This is a genomic window from Mesorhizobium sp. M6A.T.Cr.TU.014.01.1.1 (assembly GCF_004022765.1).
GTDB classification, from domain to species: domain Bacteria; phylum Pseudomonadota; class Alphaproteobacteria; order Rhizobiales; family Rhizobiaceae; genus Mesorhizobium; species Mesorhizobium mediterraneum.
Genome location: NZ_RZPG01000003.1, coordinates 201,009 through 218,118, shown reverse-complemented (window position 1 = coordinate 218,118; position 17,110 = coordinate 201,009). Strand labels below are relative to the sequence as shown.

Genomic DNA, 17,110 nt, shown 5'->3' with positions numbered 1-17,110 from the left:
TTTCGAAGAGACCAAAGCCTGTCGATCGACCGTAACGTCGTGTCGGCTGCATGGGAAGGCGCGAGGCCGCGTTTTCGACAATGCCAGGGAACCACGGCGAGCCGTCTCGCGTTCACCAGACTGTCTTCCGCGATGCTCAAAAAGGGGTGGAACCGCGATGCTGATCCGGCTCGGCTACGAAATCGCCATCGACTGTGCGGAAGCCACCCCGGTGATTTCGCTGCTCGAGATCCACAAGGAGCGGCAGGCCGACATCAAGCGGCAGACGCGCGTGCTGACCTCGCCTGCCGTCCCAACCAGGCTCTATCACGACCTTTATGGCAACACCTGCCGTCGCTTCACGGCGCCTGGCGGCGGCTTTCGCATCCTCTACGACGCCGTCGTCGAGGACAGCGGCGAGGCCGACGAGGTCAACCTACTGGCCAGGGAAGTGCCGGTGGCGGAGTTGCCCGACGAAGTGCTCTGCTATCTGCTCGGCAGCCGCTATTGCGAGACCGACCACCTAGGCGGATTGGCCTGGCAGGTTTTCGGCCCTGTTCCATCCGGTTGGGCGCGGGTGCAGGCGATCGTCGACTATGTCCACAACCGTCTGTCGTTCGGCTACGGCTATGCGCGCCCGACACGCACGGCGGCGCAGGCGCATGAAGAGCGCGTCGGCGTCTGCCGCGACTTCGCTCATCTGGCGATCACGCTCTGCCGCTGCATGAACATCCCCGCCCGCTATGTGAACGGTTATCTCGGCGACATCGGCGTGCCGCTCGACCCGGCACCGATGGATTTTTCGGCGTGGCTGGAAGTGTTCCTCGATGGCAAATGGTACACGTTCGACCCCCGCCACAACATGCCGAGGATCGGCCGCATCGTCATCGCGCGCGGCCGCGACGCGACAGACGTGCCGCTGCTGCACAGTTTCGGCCCGCACCGGCTTGGGCTGTTCAAGGTCTGGACCTACGAGCAGGAAAGCAACTTGTTCAACCCGCCCCATCGCGGCGTCGACAGGACCGTCAGCGCGCAGATGCTGGCATAGAAGCGCAGGCGAACGGCCTGCGTCCCATTCTAATCGTCATCTGAGCTGTGGCCGTCTTATGGGTCTGATACGCCTGATCCGCTTCGGCACAGCCGGCCTGTGCCGGATCGGGATCGAGTTCTTGTGCTCCACGGCAGATGGCGGGATCTTGGTAAACGCTTCGTAAACGAAACTGCCGCAGCGGCTTGTCGTTTACCGGTTGTTCACCCTGTTGCGTTCCCAAACCAAGCAGAAACAACGGTTTGACAATGAGCCGTTGGCTGTTGGTCCCTTGGCGGCGCCATCCGGCCGGATTCCTGCAATGCGCCTTCACGCGGCTTCGAGGTCGCGGCGAATGGAGGCGGAAGCATGCGGCATTTTGGGGGTCTTGTTGACGCGATCGGCGGCTTCGCCAGGGATCGCAGCGGAAATTTCGCGGTTCTGTTCGGCATCGTCGCTTCGGTTCTGACGCTGGGCGCCGGCTTTGCCGTCAACGTTTCCCAGCTCTACAACGCCAAGTCGAGCCTGCAAGGCGTGGTCGATGCGGCGGTGACCTCGACGGCACGCGACCTGACGACCGGCGTCATCAAGGAGGCCGACGCCAACGCATCGGTGCAGTTGTTCCTTGACGCCAACAGCGAGGCAGGCATCCTGCAGGCCGACCAGATCGTCCTCGACAAACTGACGGTCGACAGGACCGCCAACACGGTCCAGGCGGACGTCCACGTCGACGTCGGATTTTATTTCCCGCTTTTCGGCATGGGTGACGTGAAACGCGTCGAAGCGTCGACGACAGCGCTCTATTCGGACAAGCAGATCGAAGTGGCGATGATGCTCGACGTGACCGGATCGATGGCGGCCAGCTGGTATAAGAACACCGACAAAATTGGCGACCTGCGAACTGCGGCTTCGAAGGCCGTGACCGATCTGCTCAAATGGAACCGTGACGAGAACGATCCCCGCATACGCATCGCGATCGTTCCCTACGCCGAAGCCGTCAATACAGGCGGTCTGGCCGGCACGGTTTTCGTCGAGACGGAACATGGGCCAGAGGTACCGCCGCCCACCGATGCGCCGGTCTCGGTCTCTTCTGCGACCCCTGCCGAGGACGAATGCGCCACCGAGCGCAAGGACAAGGATGGCTATGCCGACTATTCGTCTGACGGGCCTTACACGCCGCGCGTGGACAACAACGGTAAAACCTATCTGGCCAAAGTGAATCGGGACTACGATATGCGCAATTGCCCGTTGGCCGCGCTCGTCCCCCTGACGGCCGACGAAGACAAGCTGCTCAAGACCATCGACGATTTCACCGCTGCAGGCGTGACGGCCGGCGGCATCGCCGCGCAGTGGGGTTACTACATGCTTTCGCCATCGTGGCGCTCGGCGATAGCCGATGCCGGGCTGGGTGCCGGTCCCGCCAATTTCGACAAAAGGAGGGTGGCCAAGATCGCCATTCTGATGACCGACGGCCTATTCAATACGGCTTTTGCCAAGGGGCGCGGCGCGCCCAACTGGCAGGGTCAGGGCCAGACCTCGCGAAGCAATGCCGAAGCCATCTGCGGCAACATGAAGCGCGATGGGATCGAGGTATTCACGATCGGCTTCGATCTGAACGACCCGACCATGACGGTGAACGAGAGGGACCAGGCGAAGAGCGTGCTCAAGAACTGCTCTACCGCGGACACGTCTTCGCTGAAACACTATTACGAGGCCGCCACGGGCCCGGAGCTAACCGACGCCTTCAGCGAGATCACCCGAAACATCGAGAAACTCACCATCAAACGCTGAAGTGCCCCGCACAGACGGATGAACGTTCGGAGAAAAGGAATTGCGGACAAGGAAAAGGCCGCCGCTTCTTTCGAAGTCGGCGGCCTTCCGTGTTTCCGTCCATGGCGCGGCCCATGGCGGCGACGTTTTACGTCACCAGCCGCGCATCTCGCGCCTTAACGGGAAGACTGCTTCCCGAAAGTGCAATCCGCTGAGGCCACGTTCTGGAAAACGAAATCACTCGACATCGGATCACCTCCTTTCGATTTGTTGAACACGCCCTCATGATGGGGTGTCGATCCGCAAATGGCAAGGCGCCATGGTGAAAATGCCGTGCGAGCTTGTCGCTAGCGGCTTGCGACTATCCGATCGGACAGGCAAAGTCGGCGCCGGACCGCCAGCGTGCTGAGCATGAGAGGACGGGAATGGAGGCAGCCGACAAGGCAGCACGGATTGTTCGAACGGCTATCGAAACGCTGAAGCCGGGTTTCGCGGTCAGGCTGTGGACCGGCGAGCGGATCGGGCCGGTCACCGGCCCTGTGCTCACCATCAATGACCAGGACATCGTCTGGCAGGTGATCCGCCGGCCGTCCCTTTCGACGCTGATCGAAATGTGGATTTCCAAGACAATCGACGTGGAAGGCGGATCGCTGTTCGATTTCTACGCCCTGCCTTCGCAAGGCAAGCTCAGGACGAAGCTAAAGACATTGCCGAAACTCGCGATCTTGCGCGACTTGCCGGCCGTGCTGTTTTCGAGAAAGCAGATGGCGGCGCGGACCAACCTTTCCGGGCGCAACCCCTTCGTCAGCGGGTCGAACAGGCAAGCGATCCAGCACCACTACGACATTTCGAACGCCTTCTACCGCCTCTTCCTCGATGAACGCATGGTCTATAGCTGCGGCTATTTCACCGATTTCGCCAACGGCATCGACCAGGCGCAGAAAGACAAGCTCGACCACATCTGCCGCAAGCTCCGGCTGAAGCCGGGCGAAAGGCTGCTCGACATCGGCTGCGGCTGGGGAGCCATGCTCATCCATGCCGCGAAAAATTACGGTGTCGTCGGCCACGGCGTCTCGCTGTCGGAAGCCCAGACCCAGCTAGCCCGCGAGCGCGTCCGCGCCGAGGGGCTGGAGGATCGCATCACCATCGAGATAAAATCCTACGCCGAGCTGTCCGGCTCCTTCGACAAGATCTCGTCGATCGGCATGTTCGAGCATCTGGGGCTCGCCAACCACGCGGCCTATTTCTCGACCATCCATCGCCTGCTCAAGCCGGGCGGCATCTATCTGCATCACGCCATCACCCGGCGCGACAAGGGCAGCATCAAGAAGACCTTGCGCAAAGGCCCGGAATTCAAGGCGCTGATCAAATACATCTTTCCCGGCGGCGAGCTCGACACGATCGGGATGACGCTCGGCAATCTCGAAGCGCACGGCTTCCTCGTCTACGATGTCGAGAATTTGCGCGAGCACTACGCCCGCACCTGCCGCCTGTGGGCCGAGCGCCTGCACGCACGCTTCGACGAAGCGATCGCCGAGGTCGGCGAAGCCAAGGCGCGCCTCTGGCTGCTTTATCTCACCGGCTGTTCGATCACTTTCGAACGCGCCTCGGCGCAGATTTTCCAGACCGTCGTCACCAAGCGGGCGCGGGGTCCAAGCGGTCTGCCGCCGACGCGAGCGGATTTGTATCGATGATCAGCACACATGTTGCGTTCTGCCGCGATCCTTCGCGCCCCCCTCTGTCCTGCCGGACATCTCCCCCACAAGGAGGGAGATTGGCCGTCACCACGGCTTTCGCCAATCGCCGGCGTGGTATTCTGGGCGCGGCGCCCGAACTGCCGATCTCCCCCAAGTGGGGGAGATGTCCGGCAGGACAGAGGGGGCGCTGTCCCGCCCTCATCTCAAATGTTCTGCACCGCCTAAACGAACCGCATCATCTCTCGACACGGGCCGGCCGGTCGACCAAGCAGTAGACGCCGAGATTTGCGCACGTTGTGGCGGTTGCTGCCTGCATCAAGCCCTCTTGTTTTGCCGGTTGGCGACGAGGTCGTCGACGACCGCCGGATCGGCCAGCGTCGAGGTATCGCCGAGCGCGGCAAAATCGTCCTCGGCGATCTTGCGCAGGATGCGCCGCATGATCTTGCCCGAACGGGTCTTCGGCAGGCCCGGAGCGAACTGGATCTTGTCGGGCGTGGCGATGGCGCCGATGTCCTTGCGGACATGGGCGATGAGTTCCTTGCGCAGCTCCTCGCCCGGCTTCTCGCCTGCCATCAGCGTGACGTAACAGTAGATGCCCTGGCCCTTGATGTCGTGCGGATAGCCGACGACGGCAGCTTCCGAGACCTTGTCGTGGCTGACCAGCGCGGATTCGACCTCGGCCGTGCCCATGCGGTGGCCGGAGACATTGATGACGTCGTCGACGCGGCCGGTGATCCAGTAGTAGCCGTCGGCGTCGCGGCGGCAGCCGTCGCCGGTGAAATATTTGCCCTTGTAGCTCGAAAAATAGGTCTGTTCGAAACGCTCGTGGTCGCCATAGACGGTGCGCATCTGGCCCGGCCATGAATCGGCGATGCAGAGGTTGCCGCTTGCAACACCTTCCAGCACCTTGCCGTCGCCGTCCACCAGTTCCGGCTTCACGCCGAAGAACGGCCGCGTCGCGGAACCTGCCTTAAGGTGGGTGGCGCCGGGCAGAGGCGTGATCAGGATGCCGCCCGTCTCGGTCTGCCACCATGTGTCGACGATCGGCACTTTGCCGTTGCCGACGACGTTGAAATACCACTCCCAGGCCTCCGGATTGATCGGCTCGCCGACCGTGCCGAGCACGCGCAGCGATTTGCGCGACGTCCTGGCGACATGGGCGTCGCCGGCGCCCATCAGCGCGCGCAACGCCGTCGGCGCGGTGTAGAAGATATTGACCTTGTGCTTGTCGATGACCTCCCAGAAGCGGGACTGCGACGGGTAGTTCGGCACGCCTTCGAACATCAGCGTGGTGGCGCCGTTGGCGAGCGGCCCGTAGACGATGTAACTGTGGCCGGTGACCCAGCCGACATCGGCCGTGCACCAGTAGATGTCGCCGTCATGATAGTCGAAGACATGTTGGTGGGTCATCGAGACATAGACGAGATAGCCGGCGGTGGTGTGCAGCACGCCCTTCGGCTTGCCGGTCGAACCCGACGTGTAAAGGATGAACAGCGGGTCCTCGGCTTTCATCTTCTCAGGCTTGCACTCCGCCTTAACCGTCGCGACCTCGTCGTGGTACCAGACGTCGCGTCCGGCCACCCAGCCGGTCTTGCCGCCGGTGCGGCGCACCACCACGACCTTCTCGACTTTCGTTCCGGCCTTGGCGGCGATCTCGATCGCCTTGTCGGTATTATCCTTCAACGGGATCGGCTTGCCGCCGCGCAGGCCCTCGTCGGCGGTGATGACGAAGGTCGACTTGCAGTCGTCGATGCGGCCGGCCAGCGCGTCCGGTGAGAAGCCGCCGAAGACCACCGAATGGATGGCGCCGATGCGTGTGCAGGCAAGCATCGCATAAGCGGCTTCCGGGATCATCGGCATATAGATGGTGACGCGGTCGCCTTTCCTAACGCCGTGCTTCTTCATCACATTGGCGAGCCGGCAGACATGCGCGTAGAGCTCGTTATAGGTGATCTTCCTGTCGTCGTAGGGGTTGTCGCCTTCCCAGATGATGGCAGTCTGGTCGCCGCGCTTCTTCAGATGCCGGTCGATGCAGTTCCATGAGACATTGGTCTCGCCGTCCTCGAACCATTTGATCGAGACCTTGCCGTCGAAGGAGGTGTTCTTGACCTTGCTGTAGGGCTTGAACCAGTCGATGCGCTTGCCGTGCTTGCCCCAGAACTTGTCCGGGTTCTTCACGCTGTCGGCGTACCATTTCAAATAGGTGTCATTGTCGATCAGCGCATTCTTCTTCCACGCCGGCTGGACGCGATGGACATGAACCTCGGACATTTCTTCACTTTCCTCCCGAAACCAGGCCGCCCGGCTTGACCGCCGTCGGCATCACGGCGAAGCGGCCGCGAATTCGCGCGCATTATTAACAGTTCCGCGGTGACGGCAACATTAGACGTTGGATTTGCGCGGCGGGATGCCGCAGAAGCTTTTCCCACCGTTGTCAGCACTCGGGGTTGACGGCTGCTAACTTTATGATTTTGCATAGTAAACCCGGCTTCAACCAAGAAATATCAATAGACGATTAAGCAAATAGCGCGCACAATTTCGCATTGGGAGGAAAGGAGAATCAACCCAGAGGATCGAAATGCGCGACCAATCCGAAATGGACCTGATGCTTAGGGGATATGGCTTGACCACGGCCAAGATTCTTTATCATTTTCCCGATCATCCGCATCTGCTGCAGAGCTTCATCTGGCAGGACTACGACATCGCTCCGAAATTTCCGGTGCTGATCCGGTTCATCGAGTTTTGGCAGACCAAGCTCGATGGCCCACTGCATTCGGTGAGCTATACGCACCAGAAGCTGATCGCACCCAATGAATGGCACAAGGTCGACGGCGAGTTCGTGCTGCATTAGGGCATGTCGATATTCAGGTGAGGCCGGCCTGCGAATGGCGGTTTCCTGCGCTTCCGGTGCTCACGTACTTTAAGTACGCTCCGCTCCGGTTCTCGGAAGCCACCATTCTCGGCGCGCCCTGACCTGAATCTCAACATGCCCTGTCCCCGGGGCATTTGATGTATCGAGCGGGGTCAAACCGCAGGCGGGCTGAGCCTGGCAAAACCTTCCTGCCGGCGATACGGAAAATACGGATAGGGCGCGGTGACTTCGCTTGCTGCGTCGAGCTTCTTCATCTGGTCTGATGTCAATGACCAACCGACTGCGCCGAGGTTCTGGCGCAGCTGCTGCTCGTTGCGCGCGCCGACAATGACAGAGGCGACGGTCGGCCGCTGCAGCAACCAGTTGATGGCGATCTGCGGCACGGTCTTGCCGGTTTCCTGGGCGACAGTGTCGAGCGCATCGACGACCCGGTAGAGATGTTCGTCATCGACCGGCGGCCCGAAGCTCGCGGTGTCGTGCAACCGGCTTTTTTCCGGCAGTGGCTCGCCGCGGCGGATCTTGCCGGTCAGGCGGCCCCAACCGAGCGGGCTCCACACCAGCGCACCGACACCCTGGTCGAGACCGAGCGGCATCAACTCCCATTCATAGTCGCGCCCGACCAGCGAATAATAGACCTGATGGGCGACGTAGCGCGGGTAGCCATGCTTATCCGCCAGGCCGAGCGATTTCATCACCTGCCAGCCGGAGAAGTTGGAAACGCCGACATAGCGCAGCTTGCCGGCGCGCACGAGACTGTCCAGCGTCGACAGCACCTCCTCGATCGGCGTTGCGGCGTCGAAAGCATGCAGTTGCAGCAGGTCGATGTAATCGGTGCCGAGACGCTTGAGCGCGTCCTCGACGGCTTTGATGAGACGCGAACGGGAGGAACCGGCATCGTTGGGTCCGTCGCCCATCGGCAGCGAGGTCTTGGTCGAGATCAGCACGGCATCACGGCGGCCCTTGATGGCCGCGCCGAGCACTTCTTCGGAGGCGCCGTTCGAATAGACGTCGGCGGTATCGAACAGGTTGACGCCGGCCTCGAGGCAGATATCGATTAGCCGCCGCGCTTCCGTCGCATCGCTGTTGCCCCAGGCGCCGAACAGCGGGCCTGAACCGCCGAAGGTTCCAGCGCCGAACGAGAGTGCCGGGACCTTCAGGCCCGAGGCGCCTAGACGTCGATAGTCCATGGTTTTGCTCCTTGATGATGTCGGATGAGTTTTTTGAAGAGTGATTGAGGTTTGCCGACCTATGACCGCACGATTTCTGGTGTGGCGAGGACGGTATTTTGGTCGAGGCGAAGCGCCAGTGCCGCCACGGCCAGGGCCGAGAGCGGCAGCAGGGCCGCGACCCAGGTGATGGCGCCGAGGCCGGGACCATGGGCGATGACCATGCCGCCGAGCCAGGCGCCGGCGGCGTTGCCGAGATTGAAGGCGGCGATGTTGAAGGACGAGGCGAGGCTCTGGCCGGCGCCTTTCGCTTTCTCCAGCACCCACATCTGCAGCGGCGCCACAGTGGCGAAGGCGGCGGCGCCGAGCAGGCCGACATAGATGACGGCCATTGCCTGGCTGTGCAGGGCGAAGGTCATCGAGCCGAGCACCAGCGCCAGCACGACGAGACTGCCGAGAACCGAAGGCACCAGCCAGCGGTCGGCGAATTTGCCGCCGGCGAGATTGCCGGCGATGAGGCCGCCGCCGAAGACAAGCAGGATCGGCGACACGGCTGCTTCCTCAAAACCGGTGATCTCGGTCAGCAAGGGGGCGATATAGGTGAAGACGGCGAAGACGCCGGCATAGCCAAGCACGGTGGTGGCGAAACCAAGCAGAACCGGCGCGCGGCCGAGCACGGCGAGATCGCCGCGCAGGTCGCTCTTCTCCGGCTCTGTCTGGCTGCGCGGCACCAGCAGGAGAATGATGGCGAAGGCAACGATGCCGACAAGGGTTACAACCCAGAAGGTCGCCCGCCAGCCGAAGGCCTGGCCGAGCCAGGTGCCGAAGGGCACGCCGAGGATGTTGGCAATGGTCAGGCCGGTGAACATCAGGGCGATCGCCGAAGCCTTCTTGTTGGGCGCCACCAGCCCGGTCGCAACGACGGAGCCGACGCCGAAGAAGGTGCCGTGGGCAAAGGCGGTGAGCACGCGGGCACCCATCAGTGTCCAGTAGTCGGGGGCGAGCGCACAGGCGAGGTTGCCCAGCGTGAAGATCGCCATCAGCGCCAGAAGCACGGTTTTGCGCGGCCAGCGGCCGGTGGCGATGGTCAGCAGCGGCGCGCCGATGACGACGCCCAGCGCATAGCCGGAAATCAGTTGGCCGGCGGCCGAGATCGAGACGCCGAGATCGGTGCTGACGTCGAGCAGCAGGCCCATGATGACGAATTCGGTGACACCGATGCCGAAGGCACCGGCGGCGAGGGCATAAAGAGCAAGAGGCATGGCGGTTCCCACTTCGATCGCGGTCGTTTGATGGGACGCCGTGTCTTCCCACGCCCCGTCCCGGAAGATCGTGTCGCGATGTGCTGTGAACCAGCCTTGCGTCGGGCACATTGTCTGTGAAATAGATTCACGAATGGCGAGACCCGACATCAACCGCTCCGGCGAGATCGAAGTGTTCGTCCGCGTCGTCGAAGCGGGCAGCTTTTCGGCCGCCGCTCGCGCCTTGCGGATGACGCCGTCGGCGGTGAGCAAGCTGATTGCGCGCCTTGAGGCCCGTCTTGGCGCGCGCCTGGTCAGCCGTTCGACGCGCAAGCTGCAACTGACACCTGAGGGGGCGGCCTTCTTCGGCAGCGGCGTGCGCATCCTGGCCGACATGGCGGCAGCCGAGCGCGAGGCGGCGGCCGGTGCCACCCCGCGTGGGCGGCTGCGCGTCAACAGCTACGTGCCGTTCGGGCAGCACCGGCTGATCCCGCTTTTGCCGCGCTTCCTCGAACGCTATTCGGAAATCGCCGTCGATCTGGTTTTGACCGACAGTGTCATCGACCTGTTGGAGGAGCGCGCCGATGTCGCAATCCGCGCCGGGCCGCTCGGCGAATCACGGTTGGTCGCCCGCAAGCTCGGGCAAAGTCCGGTGGTCGTCGTCGCCGCGCCATCCTACCTCAGGACGCATGGCACGCCCCGAACGCCGGCCGATCTCGATCGTCACAACCGGATGGGTTTCTGCTTCGTGCGCCATATCGACGGCTGGCCTTTCGTCGGCGCAGCCGGCGAGACCATTGTCGTCCCGATCACCGGAAATGCGCTGGTCAGCGATGGCGAGGCGATGCGGCTGATGGCGCTCTCCGGAGCGGGCATCGCCCGGCTGGCACGCTGGCATGTGGAGCCCGACATCGCCGCCGGGCGGCTGGTACCGCTTCTGGAGGACTTCAACCCCGGCGATGAGGAGCTCACCCATGCCGTCTATGTCGGCCAGGGCAAGCACTTGCCGGCGCGGGTGCGGGCCTTTCTCGACTTTTTGGTCGAGACTGTCCGGTTGTCCTGAGCCCAAAAAAGATCGGGAGCCCGCCGGCTTCCGAAACGTCAAGCCGAAGAGGAGATTGAACTACTTTTTCGGCGCAAAGGGCGCCGGTTGCCGGCCATCACGCTCATCACGAAGGGTTTTTGCCAGCCCTGGCAGAAAGGCGCCGCCTCAACCAACCAGGCGCGCCACGATCGCGAAGGCCGTCATGCCAAAGGCGAGGGCGGCGAGCGGCAGGAGGAGCTCGACCAGCGCGGTCTTGGCGCTCATGCGGCCTTGCCCGGTATCGAATTCGCCGGTCATCCAATCCTCGAAGCTGTGGGCGGTCGCGGACGTCCGACGATGGTGTCGAAGCCAGACGCGCCCTGCAATGGCGGGCAACGCCACCGAGATGATGATGAATCCGGTCATGACGACGAGAAGATAGTCGGTATAGCCGCCGTCCCCGAAGCCCGCCCAGGCCGACAGCGCGTACCACGCGGCAAGGCCGACCATCGCCAGATAGACGTGCGGGTGCAGCCCGTTGGAGACATATCGGCTATGGGGAACGTGTTCCTTGCTCATGTTGCCCTCCTTTGGCATTGCAAAGGAACGGCCATGCTTGGTCGCTCGGGTTCTCCCACGGAGCTAGCGCGCAGCCCAGGCGTCGCAATGCGGTGCTATGACGCGGCCGCTACGATCGTCCAGCATTGCGACCGCGTCGGTGCCGTGAGGCCGAAATGGAAGTCAGATAGCCCAAGGGTTGAGGACCGTCACCCCGGTATCGTCGAAGTCGGCGACGTTGCGCGTAACCAGAATGAGGTCGTGGACGAGCGCGGTCGCGGCGATGAGCGTGTCGGCGCTGCCTCGTGTGCGACCTGCTGAAATGCGGCCCCAGGCCAAGGCGACCTCTACGGTAAGCGCAAGAATGCGATCGGCATTATCTCGGCGAAGTTCTCGCAACCAGAGATCAAGACGCGTGGCTCGTTGAGGATCGACTTTACGCAGCTTGACGATCCCGCGCTCGATCTCGCCGATGGTGATAACGCTGAGACTTATCGAATCCGGATCTATGGAAGCCAGCCAGGCAGTCGGCTTGGGTAAGCGTCGTTCCACATCCGAAACGATGTTCGTATCAAGCAGGTACATCAGAGGTCGATGTCGCGGATCATCGTATCCGAGCGACGGTTGACCTCCTCGGCAAAATCATCATCCCAGACCGGACCGGTCAGAAGATACTCTGCCAGCGTCTTCTTTTTTCCCGCCAGACGGTCATAGTCTTCGGCAGAAAGCACCACTGCTGCGCGCTCGCCGCGCAGGGTTACCGTCTGCGGTCCCTCGCTGCGCGCGCGCTGAACCACTTTGGAAAAGTTGTTCTTTGCATCCTGAAGGTGCCAGTTCATTGGTCTCTCCTAGCTAGCTTGGCTAGATATATACCTGACATGTCTGGGCATCAAGGCTGGACAAACGGTGGCAAAACGAAACGTTCGTTAACGGCTACCGAAGATCGCCGAGCCGATCCTGACGCTGGTGGCGCCGAAGGCGATCGCTGTCTCGTAATCGCCGGACATGCCCATCGAGAGCTTTTCTACCTTGGCCTCAACCCCAAGTTTCTCCAGCAGCGCGAAATGCGGGCCGGGATTCTCGTCGGCCGGCGGAATGCACATCAGACCTTCGATGGCGAGGCCATGAACCGTGCGGCAGCGGGTGACGAAGGCGACGGCCTCACGCGGTTCGATGCCGGCCTTTTGCGGTTCCGAGCCGGTGTTGACCTGGACGTAGAGCCTTGGCGACCGGCCTTGTCTGGCGATCTCCTTGGCGAGTTCGGCGGCGATCTTCTCGCGATCGACCGTCTCGACGACGTCGAACAGCGCGACCGCTTCCTTCGCCTTGTTCGATTGCAGCGGACCGATAAGATGCAGCTCGATGTCGGGGAAAGCTTCCTTCAGCGCCGGCCATTTTCCTTGTGCTTCCTGGACGCGGTTCTCGCCGAAGATACGCTGGCCGGCCTCGATGACCGGGCGGATATCGTTGGCGTCGAAGGTCTTCGAGACCGCGACCAGCGTCACCGCGCCGGCCTGCCGTCCCGCCTCGCGCTCGGCAGCGGCGATCTTCGCCTTGACCGTGAAAAACTGTTCGACGGCGCTCGTCATGCCTATATCTGCCTCTAGTTTTGATACTCGCCGGATCGCCGCAGTTGACGGGTCCGGCAATCCATGGTGAACACCGCGACGACATTTCCTGAGCCGCCGGGCATTGTCCGGCCGTTCGCGCATGCTTTTAAGTGAAAAACATCCGATGGCAACCGAACGATACAACCCGCGCGCATCAGAGCCCAAATGGCAGAAGGCCTGGGACGCCAAGAAGCTGTTCGAGGCTGACAACGACGACCCGCGCCCGAAATACTACGTGCTGGAGATGTTCCCCTATCCGTCGGGGCGTATCCATATCGGCCATACCCGTAACTACACGATGGGCGACGTGGTGGCGCGCTACAAGCGGGCCAAGGGTTTCAACGTGCTGCACCCGATGGGCTGGGACGCCTTCGGCATGCCGGCCGAGAACGCGGCCATGCAGAACAAGGTCCATCCCAAGGACTGGACCTATCAGAACATCGCCGTCATGCGCGAGCAGCTCAAGGTCATGGGCCTGTCGCTCGACTGGGCACGCGAATTCGCCACCTGCGATGTCGACTATTACCATCGCCAGCAGATGCTGTTCCTCGATTTTGTCGAGAAGGGTCTGGTGACGCGCAAATCCTCCAAGGTCAACTGGGATCCGGAGGACATGACGGTGCTTGCCAACGAGCAGGTCATCGACGGACGCGGCTGGCGCTCGGGCGCGCTGGTCGAGCAGCGCGAGCTGACGCAGTGGTTCTTCAAGATCACCGACTATGCGCAGGATCTGCTGGACTCGCTCGAAGGCCTCGACGACTGGCCGGAAAAAGTGAAGCTGATGCAGGCGAACTGGATCGGCCGTTCGGAAGGCCTGCTGATCCGCTGGCCGCTGGCCACCCCAGCTACTGGCCCAGCCACTGGCAAGGTGATCGACGGCGAAGATGAGCTGGAGGTCTACACGACGCGGCCCGACACCATCTTCGGCGCCTCCTTCATGGCGGTCGCAGCTGATCATCCGCTGGCGAAGAAGGCGGCCGAAAGCAACCCGGCGCTGGCCAAGTTCATCGACGAGGTTCGCCACATGGGCACTTCGGTAGCGGCACTGGAGACGGCCGAGAAGAAGGGTTTCGATACCGGTATCCGCGTCGTTCACCCATTCGACGCCAACTGGACGCTGCCTGTCTACGTCGCCAATTTCGTGCTGATGGAATACGGCACCGGCGCCATCTTCGGCTGTCCGTCCGGTGACCAGCGCGACCTCGACTTCGCCAACAAATATGGCCTGCCGGTCATCCCGGTGGTGATGCCGGAAGGCGAGAATCAAGGAAACTTCCAGATCATTGACGAGGCCTATGTCGGCGACGGCGTGATGATCAATTCGCGCTTCCTCGACGGCATGAAGCCGGATCAGGCGTTCGACGAGGTGGCGAAGCTGCTGGAACAAAAGACCATCGGCAACCGGCCGATGGCCGAGCGCAAGGTGAACTTCCGCCTGCGCGACTGGGGCATTTCGCGCCAGCGCTACTGGGGCTGCCCGATCCCGATGATCCATTGCGAGGATTGCGGCGTGGTGCCGGTGCCGAAGGCGGACCTGCCGGTCAGGCTGCCGGACGATATCGAGTTCGACCGGCCGGGCAATCCGCTCGACCGCCATCCGACATGGCGGCATGTCAAATGCCCGCAATGCGGCAAGGATGCACGCCGCGAAACCGACACGATGGACACGTTCGTCGATTCGTCGTGGTATTTCGCGCGCTTCACCGCGCCCTGGGCGAACGACCCGACCGATCCCAAGGCAGCGACTGAATGGCTGCCGGTCGATCAGTATATTGGCGGCATCGAGCACGCCATCCTGCACCTGCTCTATTCGCGCTTCTTCACCCGCGCCATGCGCGAGACCGGCCATGTCGATCTCGCCGAGCCGTTCAGGGGACTGTTCACGCAAGGCATGGTGGTGCACGAGACCTATCGGGTCGGCAGTGGGTCGAACAGCCGCTGGCTTGCGCCCAGCGAGGTGCGGCTGGAGGACGTCGACGGCAAGCGCCGCGCCATCGAAATCGCGACCGGCGAAGAGGCTGTAATCGGCCCGCTCGAAAAAATGTCGAAGTCGAAGAAGAACACGGTGAGCCCGGAAGAGATCACCGACGGCTACGGCGCCGACACCGCGCGCTGGTTCATGCTGTCGGACTCGCCGCCCGAGCGCGACGTCGAATGGACCGACGAAGGTGCGGCCGGCGCGCATCGCTTCATCCAGCGCATCTGGCGCCTGGTGTCGACGGCCGCCGAATCGCTTGCCGGCACCCAACCGGCAGCGGCGGAGGAGGGCGAGGCGGGGACTGTTTCCAAGGCCGCGCATAAGATCCTGAAATCCGTCGGCGAGGATATCGAAAAGCTCGCCTTCAACCGCGCCATCGCCCGCATCTACGAGCTCGCCAATGCGCTCACAACGCCGCTCAACGAGGTGGCCGAAGGCAAGGCCGGTGCGGCGCTGAAAGGTGCCTGCCGGCAAGCCGTCGACATCCTTGTGCATCTGATCGCGCCGGTCATGCCGCATCTGGCCGAGGAATGCTGGCAGACGCTCGGCGGCACCGATCTGGTCGCCGAACTGCCCTGGCCGGCGTATGATCCGTCGCTCGTCGTCGACAGCGAGATCGTGCTGCCGGTCCAGGTCAACGGCAAGAAGCGCGGCGATTTGACAATTGCCCGCGACGCGGACCAAGGTGCGGTCGAAAAAGCGGTTCTGGCTCTCGACTTCGTGCAGAAAGCGCTCGAAGGTAAGGCGCCGCGCAAAGTGATCATCGTCCCGCAGAGGATCGTCAATGTCGTTGCCTGACTTAGGGAAGACAGAAGTGACGTATTTGCTGCGCCGCGCAGCGCTTTGCGGCCTGGTCGCTTCGGTTGCGCTGGTTTCAGCCTGCACGGTGCGCCCGCTCTATTCGAGCGCGCCGTTGTCGGCCGGGTCGCAAGTCGGCGCTGCCGCCGAACTCGGGTCCATCTCGGTCAAGCCGGTCAACACCCGCTACGCTCAGCAGGTCCGCAACAACCTGATCTTCGCGCTCGGCCAGGGTGCGGGGGAGCCGGCTTCACCTGCCTATTCGCTTGATCTCGGCGTTAGCGAACTTGTCGAGTCCGCTGCAATCGTGCAGGTCACAACCGATGAGGACGAGCCGACGGCGGGCACGGTGACACTGACCGCGAACTATGTGCTGACCGACGCCAAGACCGGCACGACCATCGCGACCGGCAAGCGCTCGATAGCGTCGTCCTTCGACAAGCCCCGTCAGGAGTTTGCCTCCTACCGGGCGCAGATCGATGCCGAGAACCGCGCGGCGCGCGAACTGGCGGAGCTGCTGCGCCTGTCGATCGCCCAGGATCTGGTCAAGCACGGCAAGACGGTGGCGGGTTAACTTTCCGGCCTCGATCAAGACGTTCCGGCTCTCGCCCACAGCCGCTTGCTGGCGCACAAAAAAGGCCGATTGCTCGGCCTTTTTCATGAACGCGGCGTCTTGTTTTCAGCCGATCTTCTGGCCGGTCTTAGCCCAGTCGGCGAGGAACTGCTCCAGGCCCTTGTCGGTCAGCGGGTGCTTGACCAGCGCCTTCAGCGTTGCCGGCGGCGCGGTGATGACGTCGGCGCCGATCAGCGCGGCCTGCTTGACATGGTTCACGGTGCGCACCGAAGCGGTCAGGATCTCGGTCTGGAAATCATAATTATCGTAGATGGTGCGGATGTCCGAGATTAGTTCCATGCCATCCCAGCCGGTGTCGTCGATGCGGCCGACGAAGGGCGAGATGAAGGAGGCGCCGGCCTTGGCGGCGAGCAGCGCCTGGGTCGCCGAGAAGCAGAGCGTGACGTTGACCATGCGGCCGTCCGAGCGGATATCCTTACAGGCTCTCAGGCCGTCGAGCGTCAGCGGCACCTTGATGCAGACATTGTCGGCGATCCTGGCCAGGATCTTGGCCTCCGCCATCATGTCCTTGTATTCGGTGGCGACGACTTCGGCAGAGACCGGGCCCTTGACGATCTCGCAGATCTCCCTGGTGACGTCGGCGATCTTGCCGCCGGATTTGAGGATCAGCGAAGGATTGGTGGTAACGCCGTCGAGCAGCCCCAGATCGTTCAGGTCACGGATTTCATTGACATCGGCAGTGTCGACAAAAAATTTCATGGCGGGTCTCCTGAAGATTTTCATGTGCATGCCATGCACATTTGGGGTCGGCCTTTG

General features: G+C 62.5%; 15 protein-coding genes. 7 read left to right on the top strand and 8 right to left on the bottom strand.

Annotated features, from left to right (window positions below; genetic code table 11):
* Positions 1–157: 157 nt before the first annotated feature.
* The 3 genes from EN885_RS05985 (at position 158) to EN885_RS05975 (ending at position 4,470) form a co-directional block, all read left to right on the top strand.
* Positions 158–1,027 carry a transglutaminase family protein gene (locus tag EN885_RS05985; RefSeq protein ID WP_126104464.1) on the top strand — a complete coding sequence of 290 codons (870 nt, stop codon included), beginning with the start codon at positions 158–160 and terminating at the stop codon, positions 1,025–1,027.
* A 348-nt stretch (positions 1,028–1,375) separates the two neighbouring features.
* The gene (locus EN885_RS05980) at positions 1,376–2,797 is read left to right on the top strand and encodes a pilus assembly protein (protein ID WP_128241795.1); all 1,422 of its coding nucleotides are present in this window, start codon (positions 1,376–1,378) and stop codon (positions 2,795–2,797) included.
* A gap of 404 nt (positions 2,798–3,201) precedes the next feature.
* Positions 3,202–4,470, top strand: a complete 1,269-nt coding sequence (locus EN885_RS05975) for a cyclopropane-fatty-acyl-phospholipid synthase family protein (RefSeq protein WP_095487603.1) — start codon at positions 3,202–3,204, stop codon at positions 4,468–4,470.
* 318 nt (positions 4,471–4,788) lie between these two features.
* Here EN885_RS05975 and acs read toward each other — a convergent pair whose 3' ends face one another.
* On the bottom strand, positions 4,789–6,744 hold the full coding sequence (acs, locus tag EN885_RS05970) for an acetate--CoA ligase (protein WP_128241794.1): 1,956 nt from the start codon (positions 6,742–6,744) through the stop codon (positions 4,789–4,791).
* Between the two features lie 307 nt (positions 6,745–7,051).
* Between acs and EN885_RS05965 the strand changes: the two genes are divergently transcribed.
* Positions 7,052–7,324, top strand: coding sequence for an usg protein (locus tag EN885_RS05965; protein WP_095487597.1), 273 nt, complete (start codon positions 7,052–7,054; stop codon positions 7,322–7,324).
* 173 nt (positions 7,325–7,497) lie between these two features.
* On the opposite strand, the gene EN885_RS05960 is transcribed toward EN885_RS05965, so the two are convergent.
* A complete protein-coding gene (locus tag EN885_RS05960; protein ID WP_095487595.1) occupies positions 7,498–8,532 on the bottom strand; it encodes an aldo/keto reductase in 1,035 nt (344 codons plus the stop codon).
* Positions 8,533–8,591: 59 nt separating this feature from the next.
* On the bottom strand, positions 8,592–9,773 hold the full coding sequence (locus EN885_RS05955) for an MFS transporter (RefSeq protein WP_128241793.1): 1,182 nt from the start codon (positions 9,771–9,773) through the stop codon (positions 8,592–8,594).
* Positions 9,774–9,906: 133 nt separating this feature from the next.
* Between EN885_RS05955 and EN885_RS05950 the strand changes: the two genes are divergently transcribed.
* Positions 9,907–10,815, top strand: a complete 909-nt coding sequence (locus EN885_RS05950; protein WP_128241792.1) for a LysR family transcriptional regulator — start codon at positions 9,907–9,909, stop codon at positions 10,813–10,815.
* A gap of 147 nt (positions 10,816–10,962) precedes the next feature.
* Here EN885_RS05950 and EN885_RS05945 read toward each other — a convergent pair whose 3' ends face one another.
* From EN885_RS05945 to EN885_RS05930, 4 genes are all read right to left on the bottom strand, one after another.
* Positions 10,963–11,355, bottom strand: coding sequence for a hypothetical protein (locus EN885_RS05945; RefSeq protein ID WP_128241791.1), 393 nt, complete (start codon positions 11,353–11,355; stop codon positions 10,963–10,965).
* Positions 11,356–11,517: 162 nt separating this feature from the next.
* On the bottom strand, positions 11,518–11,919 hold the full coding sequence (locus tag EN885_RS05940) for a type II toxin-antitoxin system VapC family toxin (RefSeq protein ID WP_128241790.1): 402 nt from the start codon (positions 11,917–11,919) through the stop codon (positions 11,518–11,520).
* A complete protein-coding gene (locus EN885_RS05935) occupies positions 11,919–12,173 on the bottom strand; it encodes a type II toxin-antitoxin system Phd/YefM family antitoxin (protein WP_095487585.1) in 255 nt (84 codons plus the stop codon). The genes EN885_RS05940 and EN885_RS05935 overlap by 1 nt, the downstream gene beginning before the upstream one ends.
* A gap of 87 nt (positions 12,174–12,260) precedes the next feature.
* A complete protein-coding gene (locus EN885_RS05930) occupies positions 12,261–12,923 on the bottom strand; it encodes a YggS family pyridoxal phosphate-dependent enzyme (protein ID WP_095487583.1) in 663 nt (220 codons plus the stop codon).
* A 145-nt stretch (positions 12,924–13,068) separates the two neighbouring features.
* Between EN885_RS05930 and leuS the strand changes: the two genes are divergently transcribed.
* Together leuS and lptE are read left to right on the top strand one after the other, a co-directional pair.
* Complete coding sequence (gene leuS / locus EN885_RS05925) at positions 13,069–15,720, top strand: leucine--tRNA ligase (RefSeq protein ID WP_095487581.1); 2,652 nt, start codon at positions 13,069–13,071, stop codon at positions 15,718–15,720.
* Positions 15,707–16,294: an LPS assembly lipoprotein LptE gene (gene lptE, locus EN885_RS05920; protein ID WP_128241789.1), complete on the top strand. Its 588-nt coding sequence runs from the start codon at positions 15,707–15,709 to the stop codon at positions 16,292–16,294. The genes leuS and lptE overlap by 14 nt, the downstream gene beginning before the upstream one ends.
* Before the next feature lie 105 nt (positions 16,295–16,399).
* Here the strand turns inward: lptE and fsa are convergent, their stop codons facing one another.
* Positions 16,400–17,053 (bottom strand): fructose-6-phosphate aldolase, encoded by a 654-nt coding sequence (gene fsa / locus EN885_RS05915; RefSeq protein WP_095487577.1) that lies wholly within the window; start codon positions 17,051–17,053, stop codon positions 16,400–16,402.
* Between the last annotated feature and the right edge of the window lie 57 nt (positions 17,054–17,110).